Source organism: Sphingobacterium alimentarium (assembly GCF_004342685.1).
GTDB lineage: Bacteria > Bacteroidota > Bacteroidia > Sphingobacteriales > Sphingobacteriaceae > Sphingobacterium > Sphingobacterium alimentarium.
Genome location: NZ_SMBZ01000013.1, coordinates 40662 through 59881 on the forward strand (window position 1 = coordinate 40662; position 19220 = coordinate 59881).

General features: G+C 41.4%; 16 protein-coding genes. 8 read left to right on the forward strand and 8 right to left on the reverse strand.

The genetic code is table 11. From position 1 onward, the window contains the following. The first annotated feature begins 147 nt into the window (after positions 1-147). From EDC17_RS06675 to EDC17_RS06705, 7 genes are all read left to right on the forward strand, one after another. Entirely contained in the window at positions 148-1059 is a 912-nt protein-coding gene (locus tag EDC17_RS06675; RefSeq protein ID WP_165894376.1) for a sensor histidine kinase, read from the forward strand. Then, the gene (locus EDC17_RS06680) at positions 1056-1814 is read left to right on the forward strand and encodes a LytR/AlgR family response regulator transcription factor (RefSeq protein ID WP_072997304.1); all 759 of its coding nucleotides are present in this window, start codon (positions 1056-1058) and stop codon (positions 1812-1814) included. Before EDC17_RS06675 ends, EDC17_RS06680 begins: the two co-directional genes overlap by 4 nt. 35 nt (positions 1815-1849) lie before the next feature. Then, positions 1850-3007: an acyloxyacyl hydrolase gene (locus EDC17_RS06685; protein WP_221405655.1), complete on the forward strand. Its 1158-nt coding sequence runs from the start codon at positions 1850-1852 to the stop codon at positions 3005-3007. 211 nt (positions 3008-3218) lie between these two features. After that, positions 3219-4319 carry a BamA/TamA family outer membrane protein gene (locus EDC17_RS06690; RefSeq protein WP_165894377.1) on the forward strand — a complete coding sequence of 367 codons (1101 nt, stop codon included), beginning with the start codon at positions 3219-3221 and terminating at the stop codon, positions 4317-4319. A gap of 63 nt (positions 4320-4382) precedes the next feature. Then, on the forward strand, positions 4383-5207 hold the full coding sequence (locus EDC17_RS06695; protein ID WP_072997308.1) for an RteC domain-containing protein: 825 nt from the start codon (positions 4383-4385) through the stop codon (positions 5205-5207). A 158-nt stretch (positions 5208-5365) separates the two neighbouring features. Further along, positions 5366-6094 (forward strand): helix-turn-helix transcriptional regulator, encoded by a 729-nt coding sequence (locus tag EDC17_RS06700; protein ID WP_072997309.1) that lies wholly within the window; start codon positions 5366-5368, stop codon positions 6092-6094. 59 nt (positions 6095-6153) lie between these two features. Next, complete coding sequence (locus EDC17_RS06705; protein ID WP_072997310.1) at positions 6154-6558, forward strand: VOC family protein; 405 nt, start codon at positions 6154-6156, stop codon at positions 6556-6558. A 38-nt stretch (positions 6559-6596) separates the two neighbouring features. Here the strand turns inward: EDC17_RS06705 and EDC17_RS06710 are convergent, their stop codons facing one another. Then, complete coding sequence (locus EDC17_RS06710) at positions 6597-12041, reverse strand: helicase-related protein (protein WP_072997311.1); 5445 nt, start codon at positions 12039-12041, stop codon at positions 6597-6599. Beyond that, positions 12028-12465, reverse strand: coding sequence for a DUF1896 domain-containing protein (locus EDC17_RS06715; RefSeq protein ID WP_072997312.1), 438 nt, complete (start codon positions 12463-12465; stop codon positions 12028-12030). The genes EDC17_RS06710 and EDC17_RS06715 overlap by 14 nt, the downstream gene beginning before the upstream one ends. Before the next feature lie 173 nt (positions 12466-12638). On the opposite strand from EDC17_RS06715, the gene EDC17_RS06720 reads away from it, so the two are divergent. Continuing rightward, the gene (locus EDC17_RS06720) at positions 12639-12815 is read left to right on the forward strand and encodes a histone H1 (RefSeq protein WP_072997313.1); all 177 of its coding nucleotides are present in this window, start codon (positions 12639-12641) and stop codon (positions 12813-12815) included. A 31-nt stretch (positions 12816-12846) separates the two neighbouring features. Here the strand turns inward: EDC17_RS06720 and EDC17_RS06725 are convergent, their stop codons facing one another. The 6 genes from EDC17_RS06725 to EDC17_RS06750 all read right to left on the reverse strand — a co-directional run bounded on the left by EDC17_RS06725 (position 12847) and on the right by EDC17_RS06750 (position 19126). Next, entirely contained in the window at positions 12847-13725 is an 879-nt protein-coding gene (locus tag EDC17_RS06725) for an ORF6N domain-containing protein (RefSeq protein WP_072997314.1), read from the reverse strand. Further along, positions 13715-15808, reverse strand: a complete 2094-nt coding sequence (locus EDC17_RS06730; RefSeq protein ID WP_072997315.1) for a type IA DNA topoisomerase — start codon at positions 15806-15808, stop codon at positions 13715-13717. Before EDC17_RS06730 ends, EDC17_RS06725 begins: the two co-directional genes overlap by 11 nt. A 2-nt stretch (positions 15809-15810) precedes the next feature. Next, positions 15811-17262 carry a DUF3945 domain-containing protein gene (locus EDC17_RS06735; protein ID WP_072997316.1) on the reverse strand — a complete coding sequence of 484 codons (1452 nt, stop codon included), beginning with the start codon at positions 17260-17262 and terminating at the stop codon, positions 15811-15813. 99 nt (positions 17263-17361) lie between these two features. After that, positions 17362-17655 carry a helix-turn-helix domain-containing protein gene (locus EDC17_RS06740; RefSeq protein WP_072997317.1) on the reverse strand — a complete coding sequence of 98 codons (294 nt, stop codon included), beginning with the start codon at positions 17653-17655 and terminating at the stop codon, positions 17362-17364. Positions 17656-17666: 11 nt separating this feature from the next. Further along, entirely contained in the window at positions 17667-18020 is a 354-nt protein-coding gene (locus EDC17_RS06745) for a helix-turn-helix domain-containing protein (protein WP_072997318.1), read from the reverse strand. 260 nt (positions 18021-18280) lie between these two features. Then, positions 18281-19126, reverse strand: a complete 846-nt coding sequence (locus tag EDC17_RS06750) for an RteC domain-containing protein (RefSeq protein WP_072997319.1) — start codon at positions 19124-19126, stop codon at positions 18281-18283. Positions 19127-19220 lie beyond the last annotated feature (94 nt).

Here is a 19220-nt window from a genome sequence, read left to right on the forward strand (position 1 = left end):
CAGCTCAACGATAATGTTTAAATTCGTACTGTTATGACATTTCAAAAAAAGGGATTTAAGTTTATCGGTTACTTTATCATCGGAGTAGTGTTCTATGGAATGCTGCTCCTGATAAACCCGTGGGATTATCCGCTCACAAAAGAGTTCGTGCTCGAAGTGCTCCGTGATCTGGCGGTGACTTTCATCGGTGTGTTGACCATAATGGAAAGCAGTTTTTGGGTCAGCAAAAAGCTGGATAAACATTTCCCGTGGCGTTCTGCACTTACCAAAAGGATTTTTATTCAGATCGGTATATTGATGGTTATCGTCAGTTCCGTACTGTTTCTTTCACGGCTGTTGATCCCCGATGCATACTATGATGAAACAACGGTTCGGCAGGTATTTGTAACCGGAACAGTTATGTGCATACTTTTTTCTGCGGTATTTACGGCTGCTTCGTTCTTCATCCAATGGAATACGGCGACGGTCACGCTGGCGAAGTATGAAGAAAAAGTGGCTAAGGCAGAACTGGAATTTTTGAAAATGCAGATAGATCCTCATTTTCTCTTTAATAATTTCAGTACGCTTACTTCCCTGATAGAAGAGGATTCACAGTTGGCGGTTGAATATGTACAGCAACTTTCAAATATCTACAGGCACGTACTGAAAGACAAAGAACACCATGTAGTTCCGCTGAAAGAGGAACTGGAATTTATACGTTCTTATCTGTTTCTGTACGAAGCAAGGTATCAGGAAAGTCTGATGGTGAAAATTGATATACCGGACAGCCTTATGAACAAAGGCATTGCCACGGCAACCATGCAGTTATTGGTTGAAAATGCTATCAAACACAATTCGATCAGCAGGCAAAGCCCTTTAAAAATAGAAATACTTGCTGACCAGGACGGTATCGTAATAAAGAACAACATTAACCCTGTGACTACCCAAAGAGCCAGCAAAGGCATTGGTTTGAAAAATATAACAGAAAGGTATCAGCTTCTCGGAAACGAAGTGGTTTCGATAAAGCACGATGATGATTTCTTTTGGGTGAGGGTTCCATTTTTAGAACTTAAGCGATGATAAAAGCAATAATAATTGAGGATGAACTGTTGACAGCCAACCGACTGAAACGGCTTATTTCAAAGGTTCGGGAAGACATTGAAATCGTGGCTATATTACACACGGTTAAGGAAACGCTGGAATGGCTCTCCGCTAACGATGAGCCGGATCTGTATTTCATGGACATTCAGTTGTCGGATGGTCTCAGCTTTGACATTTTTTCCGAATTTGATATTCAGAAGCCCGTCATTTTTACCACGGCTTACGACGAATATGCGATCAAGGCATTCAAAGCAAATGGCATCGATTATTTGCTAAAACCCGTAGCGATAGAAGATATTAAGCAAAGCCTGATGAGGTATCGTCAGTTGAATCCGGTAACTGCTATCCCCGATCTTCAACTTCTCCTTAAAGATATTTCAGCGAACCCAACGAGGTTTAAGAACAATTTTCTGATAGAGTGGAGAGACAGGTTACTGACGATCTCTAAAGATGAGGTCGCCTATTTTCAGCTCTCCAATAAATTAACGCATCTGGTTACGCTGGATAATAAGCCCCATGTGCTTTCCTCCACGTTAGACTTGCTGGAAAAAGAGGTTGACCCTTATACCTTTTTTCGGATAAACCGTCAGTTCATCGTTTCAAGAAAATGTATACGGCAGATACATATTTATTTTGGCAACCGTCTTAAGCTCGTGCTTTCCCCTCAGCCTGATGAAGATGTCATTGTGAGCAGAGACCGTGTACCTGACTTTAAAGCCTGGCTGGATAGTTGATCCAGCCCGTCCTATCGTTTTAAAAAAGAATACAAATGAGATTACTATTTTTCTGGCCGGCATGCCGGCATGAATCCCTATTGCCTTTTTTTATTGCCTTTTTTCCACTGTTCAGCATGGCTCAGGAAGATTCCCTCCGACAGGCTCCTGCCCGTAATCCGCTGGTCATTGAGTTCGATCTGGAAAACGGTGGAATCCTGAAACAAAAGGAACTGAGGGATATGACCTATAAGGATGCCTACTATCAGGGAGCCAACCTGAGGATCGGCTGGAAACAGAACAGTAAGCGGTATGCCTATAATGCACTCTACAATAACCCCATCTATGGCGTGGGGATCTATTCGGGTACCTTTAACAACGACATTATAGGAAATCCGTTCGCCGTGTACGGCTTCGTGCAGGTTCCCTTTTCCCCGGAAAGTGACCGCAGATGGTCGTTTGACTACCGGATCGCACTGGGTCTGACAGGTAACTTCAAACCCTATGACAAGGTTGACAATCCATTGAACCTGGCAATTGGCTCCCGGAACAACGTTTTTATCGATTTTGGCCTTCGTGCACAGTACCGCCTCCATGCAAAATGGAAGGCAGGGATCGGCGTGTCGTTCCACCATTTTTCAAACGGAGCCATGGCACTGCCTAACCGAGGTATCAATCTGGTGCCACTGTCACTTTCGGTCAGCTATCAGCCACATCCGGAAGCTATGATAAGGCACGATGCCCCTATCGCACCATTTCCAAAAAAATGGCTGTACCACATCAATCTCGGGACGGGTGTCAAACAGCTCAGTCCCGACTCGGACGACAGCTACCTCAAAGCGACTATCGGGATCTATGCCAGCAGGCACGTATCCCACAAATGGCGTCTGGGAGCCGGAGTGGACTTTTATTATTCTGGTTCTGGGAACGATAGCAAAGTGGCGGGCAGAAAGGCAGGAGCCTTTGGCTCCCAGTTTTCGGGAGGGCCGACCCTGTATATCGTACATATCCTGGATGAACGCCTTGTGCTAAACGGAAATATCGGCTATTACCTGCACAGGCAGGAGTTCAACGGTGAGGTAAATCCCTTTTTCCTAAGGGCTGGAGCTCGGTATTACGTGTATAAAAATATCAATGCCGGGGTATCCATCAAAGCACATATGGGCAAGGCTGATTTTGTCGAATGGACAGTGGGTTATACCATCAATAGATAATTTCATAAAATCATGAAAGTAGTGAAAAATAAAAAAGAATGCTTAACATTCAGTAATGAGTGTCCCCAATGGCCCATGCGGATAAGAGCAGGGATGCAGTGGACAGTACTGTGCCTCAGTTTCCTCCCTCTGGCACTTCATGCTCAGACTCCCACAGATTCTACTGGCATTGAAGCCAAACAGGATACCATTAAGCAGAAGGATCTGTTTGATGTCATCGAAAAGATGTTTAATATACATACCTCCGGAACCTCGTGACACCACGGATAAGCCATTCAGCTTTTCCGTACTGCCATTGACTACAGATGTTCCCGGAGGTGGCAGGGCTTTGGTCACCACGGTAACAGGAAGTTTTTATCTCGGAAGCCGAAAAAACACGAATTTATCCGAAGTCTGGTTTGTTCCCTATTTCGATTTTGAGGGCAGGTATGGACTCCCTGTACGTTCCTACATCTGGCTGGATCGTAACAAATGGGCTTTACGAGGCGATATGCGGATTTTGAAATACCCGGAATACACCTACGGATTAGGAAAGCTAAAAACTGATGATGACAAGTTATTAGTCGATAGGTCATATCTGCGTGTTTACCAGCAAATATTCAGACAGGTTTCTCCCGGACTGTTGTTAGGGGTTGGATATCATCTTGATGTCAATTCAAAGATTAAAACAAACTCCCAAGACCCAACACTTACACAATTTTCCGGATACAATTATGGAACCACGAACGGAACAACCAGCACCTCCTCCGGTATCAGCTTCGATTTACTATATGATACGAGGGGTAGTTCGATAAATGCATCAAAGGGAAGCTACTTAAATATTACGTACAGGATGAATCCCGAATTTATGGGTAGTGATCGTTATTGGCATTCTTTGTATGTGGATGCCAAAAAATATTACAGATTGACCAAGTCTCCTGAACGGCAGAACCTGATCGCATTATGGAGCTATTACTGGACAACATTTAATTCCAATGCTCCTTATTTTGATCTGCCATCCATTGGATGGGATGATTTCAATACTTCGGGTCGTGGTTTTCAGCAGAGCAGGTTTCGTGCGAAATCCCTGTTTTATCTGGAAGCGGAATATAGAAAGGACATCACACGTGATGGACTGCTCGGATTTACACTGTTTTCAAACCTCAATAGCACAGAGGACTATAAAAATCCGCTGTTCTCTAAATGGAGTTTAGGCGTCGGTGGTGGGCTAAGGATTAAGGTCGATAAATTATCCGGCACAAATATATCGTTGGATTATGGTTTCAGCCGTGGCTACCACGGCTTTTACATAACATTGGGGGAATATTTTTAATCTTCTGTGGCTACGCCTGTATAGACTTTTCCTTTTAAACCAAAAACACTAAAATAAAGCTGAATGAATAAATTTTTGAATGAAAAACTCCATAGTCTGGAAACCACAATTCATGAATGTGAGTTGGAAACCGATTATTCCATACAACGTATAGAAACCATTATTCACCTCATTGTAAACTGTCTGTCTGAAGTAAAAGAATATGTTCTAAAAAGAGGTTTTAAGAATACAGATGAAGAAATCCGTTTTTTCAAGTATCAGAAGCCTGCAATTGTGGCAAAGCTCGTTTACTACAATGCCATTTATAAAATTGAAACCAAAAAGCCAAACAATAGTAAGGCTATAAAAAAATATCTAAATGAAGAATTGAGAAAACTCAAAAAGTATTTTGACAACAATCTCGAATTTTATAAATACTACCGGACTAATAATTCTTTCATTGATGACAAGCTCTTTATCAGAGGTAAATATGATATAAAATTGAGTCTGGATACTGTTTATTTTGAAACCGACCACAGATTTTCCACGTCTCATGATTACAAAGCGGCGAAGATTATAGCTAATGACCTGATACGGGTTTATCTTGAAGATCAGCTTCATAACACGCATCAAAATAAGACTTCTGAAAAGCCTGTACTGAACTGGACAGGTAGCAAAACAGCATTAACGGAGTTGATATATGCTCTATATGCACACGGCATATTTGACAATGGAAATGCCGACATCAAGGTTATTGCCAAAACATTTGAAAGCACATTTAATATTGACTTAGGAGATTTTTATCATACATTTTTGGAACTGAAAGCCCGAAAAATAAACCGAACGAAATTCCTTGACAACTTACGTGATGCACTGATTAGAAAAATGGATGAGTACGATGATAAGTAGTTTTGTTTGATAATACCCGCAATGTAGTTTATCCATAAGATATAAACATTTGCTTATTTGAATTTGATAACTTTGCAGGATGAAACGGAAAGGAAACCATCTAAGATAATGAGTAAATAACCAGGACAATATCTAAGTCTGTAAGACAATAAAAAATCGTGAAAAAACACATAAAAATAGGGTTTTCGGACATTGGCGGGATTTATATCGGTAAAGACATCCAGACCAGCGAACATCTGCATCACGCTATTACCGTTGCTGTATCGTTTTCAGATGAAATTGATTATTGGTGTGAGCGGCAAAAGGTTTCCTGCAAGGGAGTAATTATGCAGGCTAACACTATCCGAAAACTTGTCAATCCTGATAACAGCTACATTGCTTTTATCCATATCGAGCCTTTCTCTGAACAAGGCTTAAAACTAACCGACAGAAAAGAGCCCTTCAAACAATTATCGCTTATTCAGGTAAAAAATATAACCAAACGTTTAGAAAAATGGCTTTCAGATGAGCAGAATGACGAGAGCTTGACCAAAAAAATAATTGACAAAATTATTTCCGAAATTGGCTATACTTCTGGTATTGCGATAGACAAAAGAATTAGAAAAGCAATAGATAAAATCCGAAAAACAGAAGACATAACGCTCAAACAGATTTCTGAACACAGCCATTTATCAATGTATCGGTTTTCTCATCTTTTCAAACAGCAAACAGGAATATCTTTTAGAGAGTTTGTTTTATATACGAAATTAGTCAAATCCCTAAAAGCAGTTTATCAAAAACAGAGCCTTACACACTCTTCTTATTTAGGTGGTTTTTCAGACCAAGCACATTTTACACGAACATATTATAAGGCATTCGGCATATTGCCCTCTCAAAGCGTAAAATAGCAACTCCGTTCAATTTTATGGCAGGGTTAATAACAATCTTTGCCTAAAAATAATTGAATATGAAAACATTAGTTGCTTATTTTACGATTAAAGGCAGAACAGAAGAAGCCTTGAAATTCTATGAAGATTGTTTTGGAGGACAGACAATTTTTGTACAACGGTATTCAGAAACACCTTATCAGGTATCGGAAGCCTATAAGAACAAAATTGCCCACGCTGAATTTAAAGCGGAAAACGTTCATTTCTATATTTCTGACGGTTTTGAAAAGGAAGAAATCAGTTTTGGAAACGGTATTGGAATGACAGTAAATTTTGATAATCCTGATGAACAAAAATCAGTTTTTGAGAAATTGAAAATTGACGGAAATGTAACATTTGATTTTTTCCAAACAACGATTGACACCAACCTGGTGTGTGTCATAGATAAGTTTGGGGTACATTGGTATCTGAACTATGTAAAATAACGTCTGCCAAGAAAAAGGGAGCTTATAAAAAGCCCCTTTTATAATACCCCTCTTGGTAAATGAATGCCTTTTGTTCGCACAATACTTTCCGAAACCTTTGGTGTTTCTTGCTGTTTTTCAGTTTGTTCTTCGGGTTCGTCGTGTGTTTTGGGCTTGATAGATAACTGTATTTTCCGCTCAACAGAAGCCAGCTCGGTTTTAAGTTCGTTCAATCGGTTCTCTTTACTCCACGTACCGTTCAACACTTCATGAAGAACAGGTAAATCCTTTTTAATTTCGGCTATTCTCTTTTGTTCCTGTTCAATGTAGGAAGGTAGTTTTTCCAGTGCATTAAGGAAATTCATAGATGCCAGCTTCTCATCTTTGGCAAGGATACCGTTGTTGTAGGTATATTTGATATTTCCCTCGCCCTGTATCAAAAATCGGTTTACCCGAATATCCGCACCGTCCTTTTGCGACATTTCCGTTTTTACCAAAAGCTGAAAACCGTAGAGGCTTCCGATTTCCTCATAATCCCCCCCTGTACGGGATTTGTCCGCAAGCTGATTGAGCTTTGTACCGATTTGTTTTGTATCCGCATTTGGCGACAAGCCGTCCAGCTTAATAAGGTTAGCAACAGTACCATCCGACAGTTTTTGAATACGCCCTTGCAGGTTATTCCAGTCAAGGCTCATACGGTCAAATCGGGATTGGGTTCTGTCGAGTTCTGCCGTATAGTCTTCCAATTTATATTTGGCACTCGATTTTGAACGGTTGAACGATTGCCTTTCGCTTTCCAGTCCGGCAATCTGTTTTTCTATTTTAGCTTTGTCCAACAGGTCGGTATTGCCCATAAGAATAGCCACGTATTCTGAGAAGTTCATGCCCGATTTTTCGTCCATACTGCCCTCGTCAATCGTCCGTTTGCCGAGATTATTGGATTTTAACTGGTCGATAAATAGCTGTTTGTTGTACAGCAGGTTGAACTTGTAACTGTCCAACGATTTTTCTACTGCATAAATAATGACATCCACTTTATTGTTGTTAAAATGTTTGGCTATTTCATTGCCTTTTCGGATAGCCCGACCATCCCTTTGGGCAAGGTCGGACGGTCGCCAAGGCGTATCCAGATGATGTACGGCAACGGCTCTTTTCTGTGCATTGACACCTGTACCGAGCATACTCGTAGAACCGAACAACACACGGATTTTACCGCTGTTCATTCCTTGTATAAGTTCTTTGCGTTGCTTGTCATTTTTCGCTTCCTGTATAAAGCGGATTTCGTGTGCAGGTATGCCGTGGTCTTCCGCCAACTTGCGTTTGATTTCGGAGTAGATATTCCATTGGTTCGGTTTGTATGTTCCCAAATCCGAAAACACGAATTGCGTTCCTTTCTGTGCATTGAATTTGTGGTAATACTTAGCGATATTATTCGCACAATGCGTAGCCTTGTTGTCGGGGTGGTCTTGGTAATGAGGGCTTACCATCCGCATATCCAAAGACATCTTACGGGCGTAATCCGTAGCGATGAGCATTTTTGCTTTTTCCTCTTTTTTAGATAAAGGTTCTCTGCCCAATAATTCGCCTTTGCCTGTTTTGGCAAACTCCATCAGCTTTTCGATAAATTGCTCCTGGTCTGGCGTAGGCGGTATGTTATAAAACACCTCGTTCTTTTCTGGGCGGTCAATACCAATCATTTCCGCAGTACGGTAATCCGTGATTTCGGAATAGAATTGAGCCAGTTCCGGTACTTTGATAAAGTATCGGAAACGCTCTTTTGCCACGATATTATTAGCTACCGAAAATTCATAATCGGTCGTTTTCTTTGCATAAATCGCTGCCCACGCATCAAAGGAGTTAATACCCTGTTTTGCCAATGCTCTTGGTCGCAGGTATTTAAAGAGCAGGTACAGTTCGGTAAGCGAATTGCTTATGGTAGTTCCCGACAGGAAAGTTGCCCCCATATCCGCATCAATACGCTCCTGTATGGTACGGATAGCAAACAGCAGGTTCAGTGCCTTTTGGCTTCCCTGTTGATTGCCCAATCCCGCAACCCTCGAATGCCTTGTGTTGAACATCAGGTTTTTGAATTGGTGGCTTTCGTCTACAAACAAATGGTCTATACCCATCATTTTGAAATCTACAATGTCATCTTTGCGGTTTTCAATATCGTGTTGCAGCGTTTTGAGCTTTACTTCGAGGTTTTCCTTTTGTTTTTCCGCTCCGGCAAGCATACCTCTGGTTACTTCATCTCCTTGACTACGCAAAACATCAAGATTTTCTTCTACGCTGTCTAATTCGATTTGCAGGATTTCCTTTTGTATTTCGGGTGATTGCGGTATCATCCCGAATTGGTCGTGTGTGAGTATCACACAATCCCACTCGTTGTTTTTAATATCACCGAAAATCCGCAGACGTTTTTCGGGCGTAAAGTCATCAATGCCCGGATAGAGGATTTTGGCGTGGGGATAAGCGGTGCGGTAGGCTTCGGCAATTTCGGGTACATTGGCTTTCAGTCCGATAATCATCGGTTTGTGTGCCAAGCCCAAACGCTTCATTTCCTGTGCTCCCGTACACATTATCAACGTCTTTCCTGCACCTACTTCGTGGTCGCAGATAGCACCGTTGTTGAGCTTTATCATCCAGACCGCATCCTTTTGGCTCGAATACAGGTCGTCAATCTCCAATCCCTTTCGGTCTAATCCCGGAAACTCCTGATGTGAGCCGTCGTAGTTCGGGCGGACAAAACAGTTAAAGGTGTCGTTGTATTGGTCGGTCAGCCTTTTTTTGAACACATCGTTTTGGGCGTGAAGCCAATCGGTAAAGGCAGTTCGGATTTCGTCAATCCTGGTATTCGCCATTTGTATGGCTTCCATATCCCTTACCTTAACATCTTTGCCATCTACCTGTACTGTTTTAGAAATATCGGGCGTGGTATTGATGAGGGCGTGTTTGAGCAGGGCAATTCCGTCATACGTCCGGCTTTTGGCTTTGACCGCATATTTATCCCAAATGTGTACGTTCTTTTGCTTACAGGTTACGGAGAAATCGTCGGCACTATCGGAGTAATGGATACGGACTTCTGTATCGAAAAGGTGCGATGCAAACCGGGCATAAATGCCTGCGGGTATCCAGCGTTCGCCGAGATTAAAATCGAGTTCCTCAAATTCGATACGTCTTGGTCTTGCTTCCTCTAATACGGTAAGGCTTTCTTTGGCTTGGGCATCATCGGGATTGTTTTCGAGGTGGGCTCTGACCTCTTGTGCTTTCTCCACAACGTTGCCCGCAACCCAACGTTCAGCAATTTCATATTCCTTTTCGAGCGGATTGTAATAAATACGACCGTGCAGGGCTTCCCTCAAAGCATCAGCAGGCATATTGCTGATTTCGGACATATAGCCCAGATCCACGCTCCCGTATTTGTTCAGCGAAGCGGATAACGCTTCTTCGGGATTGTCGGTTGTTATGGTTACAGTTGAGAAACTTACAGGACGACTGAAAATATCCGATTTATGAATAATACCGCCTTTTACACGCTCCAAATAAGGTATTTCCTTTCCGGCACTATCTGTTTTTATCAACTTGATGTTATCGGCATTGTTAAGGTTCCCGTACCGCTTCACAAAGGCATCGTAAAGACGGTTAAGAGTTTCCCTTTCTTTTTTATGCTCGATCTGTTGTTCTGCTTCTTTGGTGTATAGCAGTTGATAAACATCACGCACCCCGATATACGCTTCGGCTCTTGCTTTCTGTAAAGGCGGCAATTGCAAGGGGTGGAAAACAGCCGTACCGTCTTTTGCCTCTACTTCTTGCAGATGACCCACCCAGCCATTATCCACGACAAGGCAGTCGTTTCGGTGGAATGCTTGCAGTTCGCCACTGTACGGAGCAGGTTCGGGGATGGTGTTGATTGCTATGTCGGGATCGGCTGGCTTATCAGCGTGGCCATTCCCGCCAACTTGTGAAAACAAGTCGCCGATTATTTCCTGTCCGGTGTTGTTCGGTCGAGTGTTTCTCTTTACTGTACCGTTTGAAGCAGGAGGCGTGTAAGATTGTTGCATTGTACCGCTGAACAGGTCGGTTTGCCGACCCATAGGAGCACGCCTGCTTTTTACTGTCTTTCTTTTACTCTGGGTAGTTTTCTTTGGTGGAGCAAGAACCGCTACGGGTTCCCCTGCATTCTCAAACAAATCGAAAATGCTCAGTTGCTTTAATTCCTGTGGACTTTCCTGAACGGTTGCAGGTGGAATATTTCGTTGTTTAGGTGGTTCCGTCTGAACTGTTAAAGGTTCGGCAACCGGAGGTGCGACTGTCGGGGTAATTGGTATTGGTGTGATGGGGTCATCGTTCCGTTTGCCTTTGTATAAACCTAAATCCAAATATTTTCCAAAATCATCGGAAAGCATTTGATTGAGGTCTTTTGCTATGCCCTCAATACCCCCTTTGTGAGTATAGATGAGAGCAGGTTGTCCGTAAGGATCGGTGTCTATTTTTTTGTCGGTATGAACCACCCTGTCGAGATCTCCCAATAATACGTTAGTTGAGAAGTTTTCCGCTGTTATGTATGTGCCGCAGAACTTATTTTCTCTCCAGGAATTTTTTTGTTTTTGTATATCTTTTTGTAATATGATTAAATCACTTCCAACCTCTGTACCTGCATAATCCGTAAACAGGTTATTCGGCAATCGAATAGCCGAAACCAGATTGTTGTTTTCCATTAACGCCCTGCGTATTGGCTCATTCTTTGGACTGTTCAGAATACCCTGAGAAGTAATAAACACCTGTAAACCGCCCTCACGAAGCATGTCATTTCCTTTTAAGAAGAAATAATTGTGGATGCTGCGGGCAGCCTGTACTTTTGCGGGGTCTTTGCTTCGGGAAAACGACAGATCAAATACCGAAGTATCCCCAAAAGGGATATTGCTTGCAATTACAGCATACGAGCCTTGCTCTTTTTCAGGTATCTCTTCAAATCCGCTAATGCGGATAGTGCTTTCAGGATAAAGGTGCTTTAATATTTTGCCTGTGAGCAAATCCTTTTCATAAGCAGTAACTTTAGCCTCCCGGTTCTCTGCAAATGATTGTATAAAGGAGCCGATACCTGCGGAGGGTTCGAGGAATGTATCAATATTAAGACCGCTATTCCTCAATGTCGAAGCAATCGTATCTATGACCTGTGGTGGTGTATAAAAAGCAGTCAGTACCGAGCTTTTCATACTATCTACATACCGACGGTATTGCTTATCGTCTTCGGAATTTTCTTTGAGCAGTTTATGGAGTTCCTGTGTTATCGGAAAAAGATCATGTTCGGTTTTTCGCCAATGATTGATGTCTATTTCATTCGCTATGGGATTCAACACGAATTTAAGACCGCCAAATCCGCTGTAACGCTTCATTAGCAGTCTTTCCTCTGCGGTGGCTTGTCGTCTTTCCTTTTCTAATGTAAAAGCAATCCGCAGGGCTTCGATGTTGTGCTGGAGGTGTTGCCTTTTACTGAAGCCCATTTTCCTCTATCCATATTGCGATAGTTCCCGTCAGTTCGGTATAGAGGACATCAAACTCATAACCGTAAGCGAAATCATCTGTCAGTTTATATTTGGCAAAAACAGGCTCACAGACGGGAAACATTTTGAAGGCGAACGGTCGCAGTTCCTCGTCTGCCATAAGGGTATCAAACTCATTGCAGACCACTTGAAAAATGGTATCGAATTTGGAGAAATGCAGGTTTTCAAACAGAATGTAATTGGCTATCTCATTGCATTGGTCGATAGCGTTGCCGGAGCGGAACGCTCCCTCATAAGCATTCGCTGCCCACGAGGAACGCTGGTCGATAAATTTTTGATCGTTGGCTTTTTCGGGAAAGCTCGAATTAAGATGCTCTTGCAGTCGTAAACGGAAATACGACAAGTCTTTTTGCTGTGTACTCATAATAATTTTTGTTTAGAAATTTTGCGTAAAGCCTAAAATTAGAGTAGAGATCAAGAGCCTTTGAAGATGTGGCAGGGTTTGGCTTTGAGAGGCAGGATTTGTCGTAAAACGTAGTTGATGTAAGGGCTTAAAAATGTACTTTTGTTTGTTATAAATTTTAATCCATTATCATAATGAATGAACTAATCGAAAAAATCAACGCAAGCATTGAAGCATTCAAAGCTGATGCGGAATTACAGGCAGAAAAAGGGAACAAAGCCGCAGGAACAAGAGCCCGTAAGGCTTCTCTTGAATTGGAGAAACTTTTAAAAGAGTTTAGAAAAGTTTCGTTGGAAGCATCAAAAAACTAAAATAAAACCCTCTGAAATTTCAGAGGGTTTATTATTCGTTCAGAAGTTGAAGCATCCTGCCGACTTCTATATCCATTCTGGAAAAAGCAAACCATTTTTTGCCCAGGTCTTTTAGCGAAGCTCCAATATGATACAGTTGCGTCTGGTCTATGATCAAAAATCGGTCATGGGCATCGGAGAAAATCTCAATTTCAATCGGGGGATATTGGCTGTTGTATCGTTGTAAGTCCAGCCTTAACTGATTGCTGATATTTTTGGTGTAGATTTTTGCTGTTACGTTATCCTTACGTTTGCCCAACAAGGTCAGCACTGTATCATCTGTGTAATTATCGAGCAGGATAATTGATTTATCGGCACTTCGGATAATGTCTGATACAAAGGTATAGGCATCAAAGACCTGTCCATTGTAAAAGATACCTTTTTCGCTATGGAGCTTGTCACTTTCCAAAGCCTTAAAGATTTCTTCAAATTTTTGATCGGCTTCTAATTGCTTTAATTCAATATTATCCAAACGATGGAATAAAGAAGCATTGCTAATAAGCATTCTACGCATTTCTACAAATGCTTCCATAATTTCTACACTGACTTTGACAGCAACATCAGAACGAAGTATAGCAGAAGCCATTGCAACCCCTTGTTCGGTAAAAACATAGGGCAGGTAACGCCGTCCACCGTAACTCAAACTTGAGGTTCCAATTTGGAACCTCAAGTCTTCAACTTCCTTATCGGTCAGTTGAAAACAAAAAGAAGCAGGAAACCGCTCAATATTTCTTTTTACGGCTTTGTTGAGGTTCTTTGTTTCCACTTGGTATAAAGAAGCGAGATCGCTGTCCAACATCACTTGCTTGTCACGTATGGTATAAATCAGATTTTTGATTTCTTTAGGTACAATAGTCTGTTTATTTTCCATTTCGTTTATTGCTTTTCTTGTTCTCAAACTCAAACGAACTCTCGGCATTTTCTTTTAGCACGATGTAAGCATCGAATTTCTTTCCGGCTTTGCTTTTCATTCCTTTGATTAACGAGGTTTTGCCTTTATTGACAAGGCTCGTTATATCATCTATCCCGATTTGCACTCCACATACATTGCGGAACTGCACCCAGCTACAATTTTCGTCAGGACATTTGACAATCTTGTCACGGATAATGAGTTGCCGGGTTTTACATTTCGGGCAGGCAAGTTGGGGTAGGTTCCCGTTGGCAATGGAGGTTTGTAACAATTCATCCGTGATGGATTTGGCATAAGTTTCCATCTCCCTCTGAAATACCCTTGCATCTACTTCGTTGTTTTCAATTTTCTGTAATGCTAATTCCCATTCGGCAGTCATCGCTACATCTGCAATTTTACGGTCTTTGACCAATTCATAAACCTGTAATCCTTTTTCGGTCGGGATTAAAGATTTCTTTTCCCTTTGGATATAATTGCGGGTAAACAAGGTTTCGATTATTGCGGCTCTTGTCGCAGGCGTACCGATGCCGATATTTTGCAGGGCTTTCCGTTCTTCTTCATTTTCTATTTCCTTACCAGCGGTTTCCATAGCTGACAAAAGTCCGGCTTCGGTATAAAGCACAGGTGGTTTGGTTTTCTTCTCCAAAACGGAGGCTTCTTTTATTTTTAGTTCATCGCCCTTTTTAAGTTCGGGCAAATCCTGTATCGGTTCGGTGTCTTCATCCATAAAATTGCCTTTTATGGAACGCCAACCTGCATCCAGGATCTTACATCCTTTCAGCGTAAAATCATAGTGTGAAACTTCCAATGCTATATCGGTTATCTCTTTGACACAGGCTTGCGAAATGGCTTCGAGCAAGCGAAAGGCAATCATGTTATAGACTTTTGTTTCGTCTGCGTTGAGTGCGGACGGGATTTTATCAGTAATCAACAATCCATGATGGTCAGTAACACGGAGATCATTTACAATCCGTTTATTGAAACGACCCCATTTCATTTTGGCTATGGCTTGTTTAAAATTTTCGTTGTCCTGCAAGGCTCTTACGAGATTGGGAATCTCACTCCACATATCTTCAGGGATGTATTTGCTTCCTGTACGTGGGTAGGTGATGAATTTCTTTTCATAAAGGCTTTGAGCGATGTTCAGGGTTTGTTCGGCAGACAGGTTCAGCTTTTTGTTTGCTTCCTTTTGCAAGCCTGTAAGGTCAAAAAGCAAAGGTGGTTGCTCCGTTGCGTTTTTGCTTTCCACAGCTACAACCGTAGCAGTGCCGTGTCTTCCGATTAACCGCAATGTATCATTTGCGAGCTTTTGGTCTTCCCATTTGGTTTTAGAAATGCTTTTAAAATCTATATCCTCTTTTCGGTGCAACAACTGTATTTGCCAATATTTCTTTACCGTAAAATTCTTGTTTTCCAAATAGCGTTTACAAATTAACGCCAATGTAGGTGTCTGCACTCTGCCGAGTGAATAAATGCCGTTGCCTGCGGCTATGCTCAATGCTTGTGTGGCATTGATACCTACCAACCAATCGGCACGGCTTCTGCCTTGTGCTGCCTGATACAATCCGTCAAATTCTTTTCCGTCTTTCAGTTTCTCAAAGCCTTGTTTGATGGCTCTTTCGGTAAGCGAGCTTATCCACAGCCGTTCAAAGGGTTTACGGCATTTCAGGTGTTCATAAATGTATCTAAAAATAAGTTCGCCCTCACGCCCTGCATCGGTCGCAACGACAATGCTATCACTACGTTGAAAAAGTTGTTCGATAACTTTTAGTTGTTTCAATGCTCCTGTATCGGCTGTATAGCCTTTGTTCTTTTTGACTTTTCGGACAGTCAAAATAAACGGATTGGGGAGTATCGGCAATGATGCCTGATCAAACCCCGAAATTCCGTAATCTTCGGGCATTCCCAATCCGACCAAATGTCCGAATGCCCACGTAACAAAATAGCCATTCCCTATAAGGTAGCCGTCCTTTTTTTCGGATGCTCCCAACAGGCTGGCTATTTCTTTTGCTACGCTTGGTTTTTCTGCTATAACTGTTTTCATAACTAACTAACTTTTCTACCTCTTGATTTTGCAGGCTTGTTTTGTTGCTCCTGCTGTTTTTCATTTTTAGGTCTTTGTTGCCCGGACTTCAAAGGCTCTTTGATGTTTTTGGTCGCTTCGTTGGTTTTACCCTGCGAATTGACGGCAGTTTGCGTTTTGTGGGCTTCGGTAGGTTGCATTCTTTCTTTATATTGATTTGGAAACTCAAAGCCAGTTTTTCCGGTGTCTTTGTTGAACGTGATGTAACCGTTATACGTTTGCCCTTTCTTATCGACCAGACCTGCCATATACACGGTTTGACCCGCTTTGAAATCCTTATACTGCTCATCGGTCAGTTCCTTACCCCGAAATGTTTTTGGGGCTTCCTGTGGTTGGCTTTGCTGATTGTTTTGTTGGTTATTTTGCTTTTGTCCGTTGGAGTTACTACGGTCAAACAAAAATTCAGTATAGCGTTTATCAGCATTGTACTGTACGGTTGCCGAGAACTCCGTTCCTTTTGTGGAAATCATCCCCTCCAATTTGAGCGGTTTGCCCTCCATTAAGGTTTGCTTTTGCTCATCGTTCAGTTTTACCCCCTTAATTTCATCGGGAATTTTAATGAAATCTGTTCGCAGGGCAATTACATCATTGGTAAGCCTGTCAATACTGATAATAGACGGCATTAGTTCGCCTGTTTTAGAATTGATTAGATTAACCACACGCCCCATGTTACCTGTTTCGAGCAGGTTTTTCTTATCCTCATCTGTAAACTTGTGTCCGAAGAACTCAAAATGCAGATTAGGTTCTTTTTTGATACCGTGTATTGCCACGATAGCATTTCCGTCTTCGCCTTGCTGTAAAGACAGGCGGGCATCTGTGCGGAGGATGGAACCGCCGAGATTGATGCCTATTGGCACAAGTTCGTTGGTTTTATAACCTCTTAGCAAAGGATCGAGCAGGTTTCTTTTTTCAAGATATTCCTTACTCAATCCGATATTTTTCATTGTATCCCAATCGATCTGCTCCGGCTTGTAGCGGTATTCGCTTGTTTCCGGTGTTGTTTGTGCTGTTGCCATATCATTTTTATTTTCTTGTTTATTATTCTCTTGTATGTCGGTTTTTACTTCGTGTTCTTTCATCATCTTTTCGCCCTCCGGAGTGGGCTTGTCAACCTGCTTCTGCATTTCCTTTGCCTTTTCAATAGCTTCGGGTTCAGCAACTTTAAAAAATGAAAAGTTGGTTGGATTTTTCAGTTGACTGAAAAAGTTAGAGAAGAAATTAGAGAAGAAATCGCCATGCTTATCCACACGCATAAATTGATTTTGATTCTTTTTCGTGGGGTCTACGGTTTCCATTTTTCCGTTTTCGTCAATGCTCTTTACGGCTTGGATTTTCATTTTTTCTTTATCCAGCACTAACAATATGTCCGATAACTGTTCGGGCATTTCCTGCTTGTTTGTTATTTCTTCGCTCATAATCATAAAAATTTAAAGTTCATCGCCGAAAGTAAAGGAAGCGTTCACTGACTTGCCCGATGTGGCACTCAAAGGCAGTATTTGTCGCTCATTGGCTTTCTATTTGTTCGCAGGAGGGTTAAAGCTCTCCCTGATGAACTGATGCACATCGGACAGCTTGTAATACAGCTTTCCGCTTATTGTGTAATAGGGTAGCTTTCCAATGGAGCGATACCGTTGTAGAGAGCGGTTGCTTATTTTCAGCATTTGCAGTAAGTCTTGATTATCCAGCAATTCTTCGCCATCAATGCTGTTTCGTTTCTTTTGCAAGTCGTCTATATTGTCGCTCAGCATATCGAACCTGTCCATTATACGTTCCATCCACGACAAAAATTCCATTCTATCAATATTCATAAGGATAAGTTTTAAAGTTTGTCGGATTTTATTTTTCTACCTTTTTCGATATAGCTTTTGCCCTTTTCCATAAGTTGTTGTACATACTCGTCACTACTCTGTATGGCATTGGCATTGAGCATATCCTTAATTGCTCCGATGGTATAGAAATATTGTCCATAGATTTTTGAATACGCTATCTCGCTTTTATTACGCATACGCCACAAAGTCTTTTCGCTGATGTGCAGATATTGGCATACCTCGTGGTTATTGAGCCACAGATCGTCATAGCTTGTGTCTTCCAATCTTTTCAGATAATCAGCAATAGCGTTGATACGGCTATTTAGATTTTTCCACGCTTCTTCTTCTATAGTTATGATTTTCATTGCATAGCTTTTTAAAGTTCACTATGCAAAATTGCCAAAGGTGGCAGTGTTTGTCCGCCAACCTTCGCCAATTGGTTTGGGCATTTTTTGAAAATTTTTACAATTGAAAAAAAAACTTATCAGATAAGGGTTTTAAGGGATTTTAAATGTTTCGTCAACGGATTCAACCACCGTTCGCCAATTGGTGTATATTGGCAAATGATACAAACAAAAAAGCAGTACACGGTAATGTACTGCTTTGAAAATAAGACGATCATAAACTAAAGGTCTTTATCCATATATTCTTCCAATGAGTTTTTGAGCTGGTCTAAAAATGCAGTTCGGGAACCGCTTCGGGTTTTCATTCTGTGGAAAGCGTGATGTATATCGTTTAGCGGTGTTTGGAATAAAACCTGAAATATCAAGGCTAATTTTTTGATACCGATTTTTCCGTAGCTAACAGAATTTGAGGCATAGATAGCGTATATAAGCTCAATAAGTGCGTTTTGCGAGTTCGTCCAAGAAATATCCATGTTGGCATCTCCACTTATCAAAACCATTTCGGGATTTTCTTCGGGATTGATTTTAGTAAGTAGATAATTATACAGTAATTCATTTGCAATAATATGGGCAACCCGATTGTCATAATACGTTGAGAAATTAAGGTCAATTTCAAAGACACCGCTATTTAACCCATCGTGGTAGTTGATTTGTCCGAGCCTGAAATAAGTATGGTCACGGTCTGTTCTCCCTGCACGGTAATACTTGTAAAAATCCGTATTACAGATACTATCCTTGTATTCGGATTTGAGATTTTTTAATTCATTTTCAAAATAGGCATAATACATTTTGCCGTTGCTGACAGGGCAGGTCGTTTCAATACGGAATACCTTGTTATAATAAATGAGCTTTCCTAATATCTCTGGTTTGATATTCTTGAAAAAGTCAACCTCCTGTTGTTCATCCTTAAATCCAGTTTGTAAGACTGAAGATTTTACAGAACACAGCATTTCTCTTAGGAATATGGTCATTTCATAAGCCTCTTCCGATGTTCGCATCATTTGAGAAGATACTTTGTCTTCCTGATGCCGAATTTGCAATAATATTTTGCTCAACGTAATTTCCATAGCATAGACTTTTTAAGTGTTTGACACTATTTGTTTCGGAGCTATATCTATTGTCGGTATGGCAAAATTTGAAAATAATATTGAAACTTTTTCC

Bases quoted from the DNA above. Each gene is read 5' to 3' on its own strand.
- EDC17_RS06680 (WP_072997304.1), top strand. From the start codon at position 1,056: ATGATAAAAGCAATAATAATTGAGGATGAACTGTTGACAGCCAACCGA.
- EDC17_RS06685 (WP_221405655.1), top strand. From the start codon at position 1,850: ATGAGATTACTATTTTTCTGGCCGGCATGCCGGCATGAATCCCTATTG.
- EDC17_RS06690 (WP_165894377.1), top strand. From the start codon at position 3,219: ATGTCATCGAAAAGATGTTTAATATACATACCTCCGGAACCTCGTGAC.
- EDC17_RS06695 (WP_072997308.1), top strand. From the start codon at position 4,383: ATGAATAAATTTTTGAATGAAAAACTCCATAGTCTGGAAACCACAATT.
- EDC17_RS06705 (WP_072997310.1), top strand. From the start codon at position 6,154: ATGAAAACATTAGTTGCTTATTTTACGATTAAAGGCAGAACAGAAGAA.
- EDC17_RS06710 (WP_072997311.1), bottom strand. From the start codon at position 12,041: ATGGGCTTCAGTAAAAGGCAACACCTCCAGCACAACATCGAAGCCCTG.
- EDC17_RS06715 (WP_072997312.1), bottom strand. From the start codon at position 12,465: ATGAGTACACAGCAAAAAGACTTGTCGTATTTCCGTTTACGACTGCAA.
- EDC17_RS06720 (WP_072997313.1), top strand. From the start codon at position 12,639: ATGAATGAACTAATCGAAAAAATCAACGCAAGCATTGAAGCATTCAAA.
- EDC17_RS06725 (WP_072997314.1), bottom strand. From the start codon at position 13,725: ATGGAAAATAAACAGACTATTGTACCTAAAGAAATCAAAAATCTGATT.
- EDC17_RS06730 (WP_072997315.1), bottom strand. From the start codon at position 15,808: ATGAAAACAGTTATAGCAGAAAAACCAAGCGTAGCAAAAGAAATAGCC.
- EDC17_RS06735 (WP_072997316.1), bottom strand. From the start codon at position 17,262: ATGAGCGAAGAAATAACAAACAAGCAGGAAATGCCCGAACAGTTATCG.
- EDC17_RS06740 (WP_072997317.1), bottom strand. From the start codon at position 17,655: ATGAATATTGATAGAATGGAATTTTTGTCGTGGATGGAACGTATAATG.
- EDC17_RS06745 (WP_072997318.1), bottom strand. From the start codon at position 18,020: ATGAAAATCATAACTATAGAAGAAGAAGCGTGGAAAAATCTAAATAGC.
- EDC17_RS06750 (WP_072997319.1), bottom strand. From the start codon at position 19,126: ATGGAAATTACGTTGAGCAAAATATTATTGCAAATTCGGCATCAGGAA.